Raw genomic sequence first — 12,226 nt, forward strand, 5'->3', positions numbered from 1 at the left:
GAATCCGGCAGCGCTGCATGTCCTTTCACTGCACCTTGCCCAGCCCCGACGGCCGGCGCGGATCGCTGGCGGCGTCGAGCTGGTTGGTCTTGCGGTCCCAGGTCACCACGTTCATGAAACCCCAGGGTTCGCGGGGCTTCAGCGTGTAGCCCATCTTCGTCAGCGCATCGCTGGTTGCGGCATCGAACACGCCCGCCTCGACATTCACCACGTCCGGCAGGTACTGGTGATGGAAGCGCTTGTGCGCGGCGATCTGCCGCGCGCTCTCGCCGTCGATGAAGTGCAGGATGCCCTCGAGCACCTGGGTGATGATGGTCGAGCCGCCGGGCGAGCCGATCACCGCGGTGCGGTCGGCGCCGATCACGATGCTGGGCGACATCGACGACAGCATGCGCTTGCCACCGACCGGCGCATTCGCCTTGCTGCCCAGCAGGCCGTAGACGTTCGGCTTGTTCGGCACCAGCGCGAAGTCGTCCATCTCGTCGTTGAGCAGCACGCCGGTGCCTTCGGCGACAAAGCTCGAACCCATCGTGTAGTTCACCGTGGAGGTCACCGCCGCCATGTTGCCGTCGGCGTCGATGATCGAGAAATGGGTGGTGTGCATGCCCGGCTCGGCCGCCTCGGCGCGTGGCAGCATCGACGATGGCGTGGCCTTGTCCGGCAGGATGCTCTGGCGCAGGCCGTCGGCGTAGAACGGCGACAGCAGCATGTCCAGCGGCATCTTCACGAAATCCGGGTCGCCCAGGTAATCGTTGTGGTCGCGGAACGCACGGCGCATCGCCTCGATGATGTAGTGCGTGCGCGTGGCGGCGTCCATCTTCGTCAGGTCGTAACCGGACAGGATGTTGAGGATCTCGGCGATCGCCACGCCACCGGACGAGGGCGGCGGCGCGGTGACGATCCGGTAGCCGCGGTAGTCGACCGTGATCGGCGTGCGCTCCTTCGCCCGGTAGCTGGCCAGGTCCGCCAGCGTCCAGTTGCCGCCGGCCGCGCGCACCGCGGCGACCAGTTTCTGCGCCGTCTCGCCGTGATAGAAACCCTGGTCGCCGTGACTGGCGATCAGCTCCAGCGTGCGCGCCTGGTGCGGGTCCTTCCAGATCGCGCCCGCTGCCGGCGGCTTGCCGCCCGGCAGGTATTTCGCGGCCGACGCGGGCCAGCGCTGCAGATCCTTCTGCATGCCGGCGATGGCTTCGCGCAGGCGCTCGTCCGGCTCGAAACCCTCGCGCGCGATGCGGATGGCCGGCGCCAGCGACTGCTTCAGCGGCAGCCGTCCATAACGCTTCGCGATCAGCACCAGTCCGGCCGGCTCGCCCGGGATGCCGGCCGACAGCGGCCCCTTCAGCGCGGTGTCGCGATTGGGGCTGCCGTCAGGGTTGAGGTAGTCCTGCGCATCCACCGCCGCCGGCGCGGTTTCGCGCGCGTCGATGAAAACGTTGTGGCCATCGCTGGCCCGGTGCAGCACCGCCATGAAGCCGCCACCGATGCCGGAGCTTTCCGGTTCCACGATCGACAGCGTGGCCGCCACCGCCACGGCGGCGTCGAACGCATTGCCGCCCCTGGCCAGCACTTCGAGGCCCGCCTCGGTGGCGTGGAAATTCGCGCTGGCGATCGCCGCGTGTCCCGGTGCCCGGGTCGAGGCGTGGCCGCTCGCGGCCTTTGTCGGTGCGCCGTCGGCAGCGAACGCGCCGCCTGCGACCAGCAGCAGGCCCAGCGCCGCCGCCCGCCAGTTCATCGCCAGGCTCATGCCGCGGACTCCCTGGTCATCAGGTGCCGGTACTTCAGTTCGAGTTGCTGCGGTGATTCGACGTGATCCGGGTCGCTGATGATGCATTCGACCGGACACACCACCACGCATTGCGGTTCATCGTGATGGCCCACGCACTCGGTGCACAATGCCGGATCGATCACGTAGAACTCTTCGCCCAGCGAGATCGCCTTGTTCGGGCAAGCCGGCTCGCAGACGTCGCAATTGACGCAGGTGTCGAGAATTTTCAGGGACATGGCTGGATATTACAGGCCGGGTTGCGACGCCGTGGAAAGCGTCCGGGCCGCCGGTGCAATCACGACGGGCAGTCACCCGGCGCCCGCGCAGGTCGCGGGGCGACGGTTCATCCCGCCGCGCCGGAAACCGGCGCGGCGGTCGTGCTTACATCGCGACGAAACGGACCGTGGCGCCGGTCGGTTTCAGCACGTCGTCGACGCGCTGCTGGTCGGCGGTGTCACCGATGAACAGCACGATCACGTCCTTGAACGAACCGGGCTTGGCATCCTTGAATGCCGCGATCACCAGGTCGGCGGTCTTGGCCGAATCCGGGCCGGCGAACACCAGCATGTTGCCCGGCAGCACGCCGCGAGCGACGGTGTCCTGCACGTTCGACAGCTGGCGGCCACGACGGGCGACGTCGTCCTCCGTATCACCGGCCGGCACCAGATACGGGTACGGACGATCGGCCTTCATGCCCTGCATGTTGTTCTGCACGATCTGGCCGAGGTAGGCATTCCACGCCTTGGTGTCGTTCGGATCGGTCGGCTTGGTTGCCTGCTGGCTGGACTGCTGGTCGGCCTGCTGGGCTTCTTCGTGCTTGCCGCAGGCGCTCAGGGCCAGGCTGGCGGTCAGCGCGAGGGCAGCAATGAGAGCGAACTTACGCATGGTTATCACCTTCTGTTTCGGGTTGCTTGTTGGAGCCGGCGCGGCTCTTCTGCCAGCGCTGCCGCATGGCCTGTTGTACCGCCGGATGCACGAAACCGGAAATGTCCCCGCCGAGGCGGCCGATTTCGCGTACCAGCGAGGAGGAAATGAAACTGTATTGCTCGGCCGGCGTCAGGAACAACGTCTCGGCCTGGGGAATCAGGTGCCGGTTCATGCTGGCCAGCTGGAATTCGTATTCGAAATCCGACACCGCGCGCAGACCGCGGATGATCACGCCGGCGCCAATCTGCTCCACGAAGGTGGCTAGCAGGCAATCGAACCCGCGCACTTCCACGTTGGGCAGGTCGGCCAGCGCCATCCGCGCCAGGGTGATCCGTTCGCCGATGCTGAAGGCCGGCCCCTTGCTGGAGCTGTCGGCCACCGCGACCACCACGCGATCGAACAGCGCCGCGGCACGGGCCACCAGATCGGTATGACCGTTGGTGATCGGATCGAAGGTGCCCGGATACACGGCCAGGCGAGGATTGCCGATGGATTTGCTCACGAGAGGGAAAGTGGCAGTGGTTGTGAGCACTAGCTTAACGGAAGCGCACGCCGATAGAGCGCAAAACGCACCTCGCCGGCATGGCCTTCGCGGTGCAGCTGCCAGGTCGGCGGCAGGTCGGGCACCACGGCACGGGGCGATTCCACGTAGATCCACGCCCGCGCGGCCAGCCAGCCGCCCCGTTCCAGTTGCCCGGCCAGCGCCGCCCACAGGTCCAGCGCGAACGGCGGGTCGAGGAACACCAGGTCGTGGGCCCGGGCGGCCGGCTGCAGGAAGCTGCCGGCGTCGGTGACGTTCACCGGAGCCTGGTCCGCCTTCAGCCGCACCAGGTTCGCCCGCAGCGCCTGTGCCGCGCGGGCATCGCGTTCGACGAACTGCACCGACGCGGCGCCCCGCGAAAGCGCTTCGATCCCCAGCGCGCCGGTGCCCGCGCACAGATCCAGGCAGTCCATGCCTTCGATGACCGGCGCCAGCCAGTTGAACAGGGTCTCGCGCACCCGCTCGGCGGTGGGTCGCAACCCCGGCACGTCCGGCACCTCCAGCCGCGAATTGCGCAGGCTGCCGCCGATGATGCGCACCCGTCCCGGGCCAGCCTTGCGTGGCCCGTTCATGCGCTTGCCACGATGGCGCGCCGCCCCTCAGCGGCCAGTACAGGTTGGAGTGTTAGCATGCCGCCCATTGTCTTTGAATCACGCCCGCAATGCTCAAGTTCTGGAAGAAAAAGCCCGCCGACAAGGACGCGGAAGCGCCGGCCACCATCACGCCGGTCGACGCTGTCGCGCAGGCCAGCGACGCCCCCGTCCTGCGCGAGGCGCTGGCCGAGACACCCTCGCCCGCCGACAACCCCACCGACCACGAACATTTCCAGGTCCCGGCACCCGCCGCCGATGAGCCCGCCGCCGCACCGGCCAGGCGCAGCTGGCGCGAACGCCTGGCCGGCAGCGTGTTCTCGCGCAGCCTGGGTTCGCTGTTCGTGCGCCATCCGAAGCTCGACGACGACCTGCTGGACGAGCTGGAAACCACCCTGATCACCGCCGACGTCGGCATCGAGGCCAGCACCGATCTGGTCGAGAACCTGCGCAAGCGCATGCACAAGCGCGAGTTCGCCGACTCCCCCGCGCTGCTGGCCGCCCTGCGCCAGTCGCTGGTCGCCCTGCTCAAGCCGGTCGAGCAGCCGCTGGACGTGGCGCATCGCAGACCGTTCGTGGTGCTGGTGGTGGGCATCAACGGCGCCGGCAAGACCACCACCATCGGCAAGCTGGCCCGCCGCTGGCGCGACGAGGGCCGCGCGGTGATGCTGGCCGCCGGCGACACCTTCCGCGCCGCCGCGGTGGAGCAGCTGAAGACCTGGGGCGAACGCAACCAGGTGCCGGTGATCTCGCAGGGCCAGGATGCCGATTCGGCCAGCGTGATCTTCGATGCCTTGCAGGCGGCGCGTTCGCGCGGCGCCGACGTGCTGGTCGCCGACACCGCCGGCCGCCTGCACACCCAGGGCGGCCTGATGGACGAACTGGGCAAGATCGCCCGCGTGCTGAAGAAGCTCGATGCCGATGCGCCGCACGAGGTGCTGATGGTGATCGACGGCACCACCGGACAGAACGCCGTCAACCAGGTGCGCCAGTTCCGCCAGATCGTGGGCGTCACCGGCCTGGTCGTGACCAAGCTCGACGGCACCGCCAAGGGCGGCGTGGTGTTCGCCCTGGCGCGCGAGTTCGGCCTGCCGATCCGCTACGTGGGCCTGGGTGAAACCGCCACCGACCTGCGCAGCTTCGACGCGGAGGCCTTCGTCGATGGCCTGCTTCCGGCCAGCCTCGGCGAGGTGCCGACGCATGACTGAACCGCGACGACGGGGCTGAGCGGATGTCGCGCCGACTGCGATTGACCCTGCTGGTGCTTGGCGGCCTGATGCTGGCACTGGTGCTGGCCGCGGTGATCGCCGTCTACCTGTTGCTGCAGCCGGAACGCTTCACCCGGATGCTGCAAACCCAGGCGCGCGCTGCCGGACTGGAACTGAGCCTGGCCAGCCCCGCCAGCCCCACCCTGTTTCCACGCCCGGCCCTGCAGCTGGATGGCATCACCCTGAATGCGGCCGGCGCCACCGCGCCGATCCTGCTGGCCGCGCATGGCCAGCTTGCCCTGCCATGGCACACCCTGTTCGGCGGCCCCACGGTGATTTCGCAGCTGGAGATCGATTCGCCACGGGTCGACCTGGATGCGCTGCAGGACTGGCTGGCCGCGCTGCCCGCAAAACCCGAGGGCGCGCCCCCCAACATTCCGCGCATCGATACCGGCGTCAGCATCAGCCACGGCAGCGTGGTGCGTGGCAATGAAGTGCTGCTGGGCAGCGTCTCGCTGCAGGCCGGCAACCTGGTGACCGGCCAGCCATTTCCGCTGGCGCTTTCGGCCGTCACGGCGGCGGGCACGCCGGTGCAACTGCGCCTGTCGGCGACCCCGCGCATCGAAGGCAATGCGCTGCAACTGCAGGACATCACCCTGCACCTGACCCAGGGCAGCACGGTGAAACTCGCCCTCACCGGCAGTGCGTACTGGCATGGCGCCGCCGATGCCGAGGCCAGCCTGAGCGGCAAGCTCGAGCAGGCCAACGCCGGCCAGTACGACATCTCGCTGCGACTGACGCCCGCCGACCAGAGCAACCCGTTGCTGCTGGCGCTGAAGCTGGACGGCCCTGCCAATCATGCGGATCTGAAGCTGCCGCCGCTGGCGTTGGCGCGCTGGTGGAACGGGCTTGGCGATCCCCGGGGGCCGCAATTGAGCGTGCCGCCGGGCAGCGGCCACGCCGAAATCGCCAGCCTGGAGATGGCCGGCATCAGCATCGAGGGCCTCACCGTCCAGGCCGGTATCGATGCGCCCGCAGCGGCCGGCACGGTGGCGGCACCCGCCTCGAAACCGGCGGCCGGCAAGAAACCGACAGCCGGCAAGAAACCATGACCGCTTCATTCGCGAACCGGTTGTTGCGCTGGTTCGACCGGCACGGCCGCAAGGACCTGCCGTGGCAGCAGGCGCTCGACAACGACCAGCGCGACGCCTACCGCGTGTGGTTGTCCGAAGTGATGCTGCAACAGACCCAGGTCGCCACCGTGGTTGGCTACTTCGATCGTTTCGTCGGCGCGCTGCCCACACTGGAAGCGCTGGCTGCCGCCCACGAAGACACCGTGCTGGCGCTGTGGTCGGGACTCGGCTACTACCGCCGCGCCCGCTTCCTGCACCGCGCCGCGCAACTCTGCGTCGAACGGCATGGCGGCGAACTGCCGCGCGACTTCGACGCATTGAACGCGCTGCCCGGCATCGGCCGCTCCACCGCCGGGGCGATCCAGGCGCAGGCGCACGGCCTGCGCTTTCCCATCCTCGACGGCAACGTCAAGCGCGTGCTGGCGCGCTACCACGGCATCCACGGCCACCCCGGCGAAAGCGCGGTGGAAAAGCAGCTGTGGCAACACGCCGAAGCACACACCCCGGGCACCCGCGTCGCCGACTACACCCAGGCGATCATGGATCTCGGCGCGACGGTCTGCACCCGTGCGCGCCCGCGCTGCGATGCCTGCCCGCTGGTCACGGATTGCATCGCGCACCGCGACGACCTCACCGCCGCCCTGCCTGGCCGCAAGCCGGCCCGATCGATCCCGACCCGCGCCACCGTGATGCTGATCCTGCGCGACGCAAGCCATCGCGTGTTGCTGGAACGACGGGGCCCGCAAGGCGTGTGGTCGGGCCTGTGGAGCCTGCCCGAGGCGAGCGACCCGAACGAAGCCTGGCGAGTGGCGCGGCAACACGCGCACATCGATGACGCGCAGGCGCTCGCCCCGTTCACCCACGTCTTCAGCCACTATCGGCTGGCGATCGAGCCGCTGCTGTTCGATCGCGCGACAGCCGCACGCGGCGTCGCCGATAATCCGCACTGGCGCTGGTGCGGCGTCGACGAACTCGATGCGCTTGGCCTGCCCGCGCCGGTACGCAGTCTCTTGCTGCAGATCAGCGACGCCGGCCGAACGCATGCCGCAAGCTTGCGCACCAACTGATCCGCCAGCCCCCGAGGGCCGCAACAGGAATGACCCCATGAGCCGCACCATCCACTGCAGCAAACTCCACATCGACGCCGAAGGCCTCGACTTCGCCCCCTGGCCCGGCCCGCTCGGCCAGCGCATCTACACCGAGATTTCCAAGCCCGCCTGGCAACAGTGGCTGGCCCACCAGACCACCCTGATCAACGAGTACCGGCTCAATCCCCTCGACCCGAAATCGCGCAAGTACCTCGGCGAACAGATGGAGAAATTCCTGTTCGGCGGCGACGTCGACCAGGCCGCCGGCTTCAGCCCGCCGCCCACCGAGTCTTGACGAAACGCCGCGCTTTCGGTCTAATGCGCGGCTCCACGCATCAACAGCGACCTTGCCGGTTCTGCTTGATCGCCAGGTTCCCGGCCGGGTAGCTCAGTTGGTAGAGCAGGGGATTGAAAATCCCCGTGTCGGCGGTTCGATTCCGTCCCCGGCCACCATAGAAACAAGGACTTAGCCCGCTATCACTCAGCGGGCTTTTTCTTGTGTCCGGCTCGCATCCGGCTGGAAGATGGACATGAAAAAACCCGCTCGGTAGAGCGGGTTTTATAAAGAGATCCTGACGCTTGTCGTGGCGATCTGGTCGCATTCGCGTCGAGGAAGTTCGTGGCTTAGAATCCCGTCGTGTCACGCATCGTATGTTCTCCTCAGGTTACGGCTGGATGGTATCACTACTTAGGACTGCGAATTTTAGTATCAGTTCCGCTACCTACCCCTAAGGCGAACACGTTCGCCTCATGATCCACCCGGCGCTTCATCGCCCATTTGGTGGCCAACTTCTCCAATTCAACGTACGCAAGTCCATTTCCTCTCTGAAAGTGCTTGATCAGATCCTCAAACACTGTGTAGTTACGAATTATGCGAGTTCCCTGCAGTGACAGCGCATACACTTCGTTCACAATCCCCGAGTTCACGGCACCGCAGAATTTTTCAAATTCGTCCAAGTACGGCCGAATGACTTGTCGCAGCTCGCTCTCTTTGACGCATTTGTCAAAAACAGCCGTCGGCATCTTCGCTCCCAAGTCATCGAAACAATCAATGAAGTCGCACTGGGTGGCGAGGTCATACATAGGTTTTCTTATGTTTTCGTCCGGAACCCCACCCGAAAAAAGCTGGTGATATGAGACGATTGTCTTCCACTTATGGTCATCGACCATCTGCTGATGGTTGTCTTCCAGCTGCTTCTTTTGTGCGATCAGCTGGTCGCGGATCAACAGAACTGAGAACAAGCCAGCAGCTAATACCGCTAACTCTGCTGCTTTCGATGCCACATCATAGAAATCGTGTGCCGTTCCCCGACTGAACACGCCGCCAGCAAAAAGAAGTGCAGCAAGTCCATACCAGACAGCCATCACTTTGGTTGTCACCTTGGTACCGTCCATCCATCTCCCCCTTTTCGCTCCACTGCTGCTCACGTCCAGAGCAGCCGCGACTTAGTCTCATCCACCTAAGGTCTGGGCCCTCTAACTTCCACTCAACAAAGCGCGGACATTTGCCACCCAATCATACGCAGAATATTTACCGCCAACATAGGTCGTAGATCAAGCAATTTGGCCGGAGTCGCCTCGTTCGCGCCGCCCCACGACCAACACCCGGCTCGCGTCGGCTGGTGACTATCATGGCGGTCAAACGCGCCAGCTTGGCTGGGTGGAAATTGGCCCGGGCGCTGTGGAACTCCACGAACAGCGACGCAGCAATCTCCAGATACCCCCGGTCACGATCGGCCAAGGCGCAGTCGAGCAGCACTTCGCGATGTATTTCCACGCCTGCGCGAACGTAATCTCCGCTTGCTTAGGTGCGCTTCCAATGCCTGCATAGGTCGGCGAATCAGTGCGGTGCGCGGCGGTTTTTTTGTCGAATGCGCCAACCAGCCTGTCAGAAACGTGTCTCGACGCCGCCTTATCGATGGTGGCGAATTCCAGCGCGACCACCTGGCCGATCTGGATCAATGCAGAAGCATCATTGGCGTAGACGTCGCGGAGCCTTCCGCGAACCGCCTCGTCGGGCTGGGTGGCCTTGAATCACCAGACGCGCCAACTCAGGGCGCGCTGGCGGCTAGCCTCGGGGCTGTCGGTGATCAGGGAATTGTCGGGTATCAGGGTGACATCCATGGACGGACTCCTTCGGGTTGACGGGAAAACCTCGTGACTTCTTCCGTGCCAAACATGTGCGGCAGCCGCGTCGGCAGTATTGTTCAATCCTGATCAGGGTTGGCAAAATCGACGCAGAGACATCCCGTCTGGTCGATTTGGGTCACTCCGCTACCCGTTTTGGATCACCGGACGTCGTCGCCGGTCGAGTTCCGGCTTGCGACTGGCACCGATTCCCGCTCATCGCGACTGCCCGTCGCCCACGCGAATCAAGCCTCTAGCGTAAAAGTGCACCATGAAAATGTGACGTACATCGCAAATTATAGAATTGGCACAGATGCTGCTTGGATGTGCATCGAACCCCGTTGGGTTTTCTTTCGAGTAGCCGCCATGGATGCATGCAACGCAGTACCCGGCACAGGCCGTACCCAGCAGCTTTTGGCCGAGCGCCTGCGGCAGCGTTATGCCCGGTGCCGCGAATCGCTGGCCAGCCGCAGCAGTGAATCGCCAGTGCAGGCGAAAGCCGTCGACGCGTCGCCGCTTCGTCCAGTTGCATGGATAGCGAATGGCAGCGCAGCGTCGGAACTACCGCCGACCGCTTCGGCAGAGCGCTTTTCCACCTTGTTCTCGCAAGCCTACAGTGCCGCACGGGAGTCACAGGACAACGCCCTCGCCGTCACCCTCGATCGCGGCAGACAGCACGCGGCGGCCTGACCCCATCGCACCGCAACCGCCGGGCCGACACGGAATCCAGCAGGCGCGGCGCGCAAGGCGCCATGGGGAAGGACGTGCGAAAATCCCCCATCCATCGACGACACCACCGAGTTCATGACTTCCCAGAAATACGATTTCCGCCAGTTCCAAGAAGAACTCGCCAGGCTCGAACAGAAGGTGGAGAAGCAGCAGGCCGCCAAGCCGCCCGGCACGAAACCGCTTGGCAAGAAGGCGCTGGCCGCCCAGCGGATGGCGATGGCCCGCGAGGAATTCCTGGCCCTGCGCAAACGGCACGAACTGACCGTGGCCGACGTGGTGGCGTTCTTTCCGGAGGAGGAAGGCATCGCCTACCTGCAGGAACTGATCGCCGCCGCGCAGACGAAACCGCGGCGCAGCCGCAAGGCCTGAGTCCGCACCACCGCTGGCGGATGGACCCGCAGGAAGTTGCTGACTAGTATCGGAGCACTCTGCCCTTACGACAGGTGAAGCCCGTGAAGCGACTACTCCTCAGCGCCGTGATCATGGCCGCGTTCTCGACCGCCCAGGCCACCGACCAGCCCGGCTTCAGCACCGAGCGGCTTTCGGCCGCGGTGAAGACGCTTTCCTCGGATGCATTCGAAGGCCGCGGGCCGGCCACGCCGGCCGAGACCAAGACCATCGACTACGTGGTGGCGCAGATGAAGGCCGCCGGCCTGCAACCGGGCGGCGACCTCAAGGACGGCAAACGCGGCTGGACCCAGGCAGTGCCGTTGCGACGCAGCGCGATCGTTGGCACGCCGGTGTTACGGCTGGCGCTTGGCGACCAGCATGAAAAACTGACCCAGGGCGAGCAGATCGCGATCCGCGCCCCGATGAACGGTTCGACCGAGGTGGCGATCCGCAACGCGCCGTTGGTGTTCGTCGGCTACGGCGTGAAGGCGCCGGAGCGCCACTGGGATGATTTCAAGGGCGTCGACCTGCACGGCAAGATCGCCGTGGTGCTGATCAACGATCCGGATTTCGAGACCGGCCACGGCGACTTCGGCGGCAAGGCGATGACCTACTACGGCCGCTGGACCTACAAGTTCGAGGAAGCCGCGCGGCAGGGCGCGCTCGGCCTGCTGGTGATCCACGAGACCGCGCCCGCTTCGTACGGCTGGGCCACGGTGAAGAACTCCAACACCAACGCGATGTTCGACATCGTGCGCGACAAGCCCGCCGCCGTGCACCCGGAACTGGAAGGCTGGATTCAGCGCGACCTGGCCGTGCGGATGTTCAGTCACGCCGGGCTGGATTTCGATGCGCTGAAGAAGCAGGCGCAGACGCGCGACTTCAAGCCGGTCACGCTGAAGGATGAAAGTCTCTCGGCCCACTTCAAGGTCGATTCGCAGGTGATCACCTCGCACAACATCGTCGGCCGCGTGGAAGGCAGCAAGCGCCCGGACCAGACGGTGATCTACAGCGCGCACTGGGATCATCTCGGCGTCGGCGCGCCAGACGCCAGCGGCGACCGCATCTACAACGGCGCCGTCGACAACGCCACCGGCACTGCTGCGCTGATCGAGATGGGGCGCGCCTTCGCCCAGGGCCCACGGCCCGAGCGCACGGTGGTGTTCCTCAACGTCACCGCCGAGGAAAAGGGCCTGCTCGGCTCCGAGTACTACGCGGCCAATCCGCTCTACCCGCTGGCCACCACGGTCGGCGTGCTCAACATGGACGCACTCGATCCGCATGGCCCCGCGCGCAACTTCACCATCTCCGGCAGCGCGAAGCTGGGCCTGCTGGACGACCTGATCGCCGAGGCGAAGAAGCACGACATGAGCTACACCGCCGACCCGAAACCCGAGGCGGGCTACTTCTTCCGGTCCGATCACTTCTCGTTCGCCAAGCGCGGCGTGCCGGCGGTCTCGTTCGGCTCGGGCAATGACTGGATCAATGGCGGCCTGGCAGCCGGCAAGGCCGCCGAGGACGAGTACACCGCCAAGCGCTACCACCAGCCCGCCGACCAATGGGAAGCGGACTGGTCGTTCACCGGCATGGCGCGCGACCTGCAGGTGCTCCACGACGTGGGCAGCGACCTGGCCAATTCCGACCAGTGGCCGGACTGGAGCAAGGACTCCGAATTCCGCAGCATCCGCGACGCCAGCAGCGCCGAGCGGAAATAGCACAGTGTTCCCT

The 12,226-nt window shown here is 65.8% G+C and carries 13 protein-coding genes, 1 tRNA gene and 1 pseudogene; 8 read left to right on the forward strand and 7 right to left on the reverse strand.

The window, feature by feature from the left end; translation table 11 throughout:
• Positions 1-25 precede the first annotated feature (25 nt).
• The 5 genes from ggt to rsmD form a co-directional block, all read right to left on the reverse strand.
• On the reverse strand, positions 26-1,744 hold the full coding sequence (gene ggt / locus ASD82_RS08115; protein WP_056717326.1) for a gamma-glutamyltransferase: 1,719 nt from the start codon (positions 1,742-1,744) through the stop codon (positions 26-28).
• Positions 1,741-2,001 (reverse strand): YfhL family 4Fe-4S dicluster ferredoxin, encoded by a 261-nt coding sequence (locus tag ASD82_RS08120; RefSeq protein ID WP_056717327.1) that lies wholly within the window; start codon positions 1,999-2,001, stop codon positions 1,741-1,743. The genes ggt and ASD82_RS08120 overlap by 4 nt, the downstream gene beginning before the upstream one ends.
• Positions 2,002-2,146: 145 nt before the next feature.
• Positions 2,147-2,650 (reverse strand): hypothetical protein, encoded by a 504-nt coding sequence (locus tag ASD82_RS08125; RefSeq protein WP_056717328.1) that lies wholly within the window; start codon positions 2,648-2,650, stop codon positions 2,147-2,149.
• Positions 2,643-3,194: a pantetheine-phosphate adenylyltransferase gene (gene coaD / locus ASD82_RS08130; RefSeq protein ID WP_007807937.1), complete on the reverse strand. Its 552-nt coding sequence runs from the start codon at positions 3,192-3,194 to the stop codon at positions 2,643-2,645. Before coaD ends, ASD82_RS08125 begins: the two co-directional genes overlap by 8 nt.
• A gap of 29 nt (positions 3,195-3,223) precedes the next feature.
• Entirely contained in the window at positions 3,224-3,805 is a 582-nt protein-coding gene (rsmD, locus tag ASD82_RS08135) for a 16S rRNA (guanine(966)-N(2))-methyltransferase RsmD (protein WP_056717329.1), read from the reverse strand.
• Between the two features lie 89 nt (positions 3,806-3,894).
• Here rsmD and ftsY point away from each other — a divergent pair, with 89 nt between their 5' ends.
• The 5 genes from ftsY to ASD82_RS08160 all read left to right on the forward strand — a co-directional run bounded on the left by ftsY (position 3,895) and on the right by ASD82_RS08160 (position 7,705).
• Entirely contained in the window at positions 3,895-5,031 is a 1,137-nt protein-coding gene (ftsY, locus tag ASD82_RS08140; protein ID WP_056717330.1) for a signal recognition particle-docking protein FtsY, read from the forward strand.
• A gap of 23 nt (positions 5,032-5,054) precedes the next feature.
• Positions 5,055-6,143 carry an AsmA family protein gene (locus ASD82_RS08145; RefSeq protein WP_056717331.1) on the forward strand — a complete coding sequence of 363 codons (1,089 nt, stop codon included), beginning with the start codon at positions 5,055-5,057 and terminating at the stop codon, positions 6,141-6,143.
• The gene (gene mutY / locus ASD82_RS08150; RefSeq protein WP_056717332.1) at positions 6,140-7,231 is read left to right on the forward strand and encodes an A/G-specific adenine glycosylase; all 1,092 of its coding nucleotides are present in this window, start codon (positions 6,140-6,142) and stop codon (positions 7,229-7,231) included. The genes ASD82_RS08145 and mutY overlap by 4 nt, the downstream gene beginning before the upstream one ends.
• Positions 7,232-7,268: 37 nt before the next feature.
• Complete coding sequence (locus ASD82_RS08155) at positions 7,269-7,547, forward strand: oxidative damage protection protein (RefSeq protein ID WP_056717333.1); 279 nt, start codon at positions 7,269-7,271, stop codon at positions 7,545-7,547.
• 82 nt (positions 7,548-7,629) lie between these two features.
• Positions 7,630-7,705, forward strand: a tRNA-Phe gene (locus ASD82_RS08160).
• 231 nt (positions 7,706-7,936) lie between these two features.
• On the opposite strand, the gene ASD82_RS08165 is transcribed toward ASD82_RS08160, so the two are convergent.
• Together ASD82_RS08165 and ASD82_RS17700 are read right to left on the reverse strand one after the other, a co-directional pair.
• Positions 7,937-8,647: a DUF4760 domain-containing protein gene (locus tag ASD82_RS08165; RefSeq protein ID WP_157599218.1), complete on the reverse strand. Its 711-nt coding sequence runs from the start codon at positions 8,645-8,647 to the stop codon at positions 7,937-7,939.
• A 243-nt stretch (positions 8,648-8,890) separates the two neighbouring features.
• Positions 8,891-9,271 (reverse strand): annotated as a pseudogene (locus ASD82_RS17700) (hexameric tyrosine-coordinated heme protein); the annotation flags it as partial.
• A gap of 432 nt (positions 9,272-9,703) precedes the next feature.
• Here ASD82_RS17700 and ASD82_RS17705 point away from each other — a divergent pair.
• From ASD82_RS17705 to ASD82_RS08175, 3 genes are all read left to right on the forward strand, one after another.
• A complete protein-coding gene (locus tag ASD82_RS17705; RefSeq protein WP_157599219.1) occupies positions 9,704-10,069 on the forward strand; it encodes a hypothetical protein in 366 nt (121 codons plus the stop codon).
• 114 nt (positions 10,070-10,183) lie between these two features.
• Positions 10,184-10,477 (forward strand): hypothetical protein, encoded by a 294-nt coding sequence (locus tag ASD82_RS08170; RefSeq protein ID WP_056717335.1) that lies wholly within the window; start codon positions 10,184-10,186, stop codon positions 10,475-10,477.
• An 83-nt stretch (positions 10,478-10,560) separates the two neighbouring features.
• A complete protein-coding gene (locus ASD82_RS08175) occupies positions 10,561-12,213 on the forward strand; it encodes a M28 family metallopeptidase (RefSeq protein WP_056717350.1) in 1,653 nt (550 codons plus the stop codon).
• The last annotated feature ends 13 nt before the right edge of the window (positions 12,214-12,226 follow it).

It is taken from the genome of Rhodanobacter sp. Root179 (assembly GCF_001428465.1).
Classification (GTDB): domain Bacteria; phylum Pseudomonadota; class Gammaproteobacteria; order Xanthomonadales; family Rhodanobacteraceae; genus Rhodanobacter.